The 799-nt window shown below is 65.6% G+C and carries 2 protein-coding genes; both read left to right on the top strand.

Translation table 11 applies throughout. The features are described 5' to 3' along the window. A partial coding sequence (locus EN984_RS36390; protein ID WP_127384443.1) for a nucleoside/nucleotide kinase family protein occupies positions 1-477 on the top strand: 477 nt, incomplete at its 5' end. A gap of 85 nt (positions 478-562) precedes the next feature. Beyond that, positions 563-799: hypothetical protein (locus tag EN984_RS36395; RefSeq protein WP_127384444.1), on the top strand; the 237-nt coding region annotated here is incomplete at its 3' end.

Consider the following 799-nt stretch of genomic DNA (forward strand, 5'->3'; position numbering starts at 1 on the left):
GCTGAGGTCGTGCCGATGGACGGCTTCCACTATGACGACGCAGTGCTCGAGCGGCGCGGCCTGCGCGCGCGCAAGGGCGCGCCGGAAACCTTCGACTTTGCCGGGTTTGAGGCCCTGCTGAAGCGTATCCGTGCCGGCGAACCCGACATCGCCATCCCGGTCTTCGACCGCAGCATGGAACTGTCACGCGCCGCTGCTTCGATCGTCGCCACGCAAACCAAGTTCATCCTGGTCGAGGGCAACTATCTGCTGCTCGACGAAGAGCCGTGGTCGCGGCTGGCGCCGCTGTTCGATTTCTCGATCTTCGTCGACGTGCCGCGCAACGAGCTCGAGCGCCGCCTGATGGAGCGCTGGCACGGACATGGCCGCTCCGATGAAGATGCGCGCGCCTGGATCGCGTCCAACGACCTGCCCAACATCGAACGCGTGCTCGCGCGGCGCCGGGCTGCCGATCTGGTGATCGGCCTTTCCGCTTGATTCGACGGATTGCGCAAGGGGAACCTTAAGACTTTCAGGGCGTTATCCCGACACGGCAATTGTGCCAAAAGAGGGATTCGGTCCAATGGCAACCAAGGCAAGAAAGCCCGCGCCCGCCAAGGGCAAGGCGACCCAATCCAAGGCCGGCGCCGGCCCGGCGATGACAGCCCGTTCGAAGGACGCCAAGCCGGCCTTCGGCAAGGCAGCGCCGAAGAAAGTGGTGCCGACCGCAGCGAAAGCCGCGCCGAAAGCCGCAAAGCCGAAGAAGCCCGCGAGTTCCAGCGACTCCCTGAGCGGCAGTGCGATGCGCACGGCCAAGGCG

This window comes from Mesorhizobium sp. M7A.F.Ca.CA.004.12.1.1 (assembly GCF_003997835.1).
Lineage (GTDB): Bacteria > Pseudomonadota > Alphaproteobacteria > Rhizobiales > Rhizobiaceae > Mesorhizobium.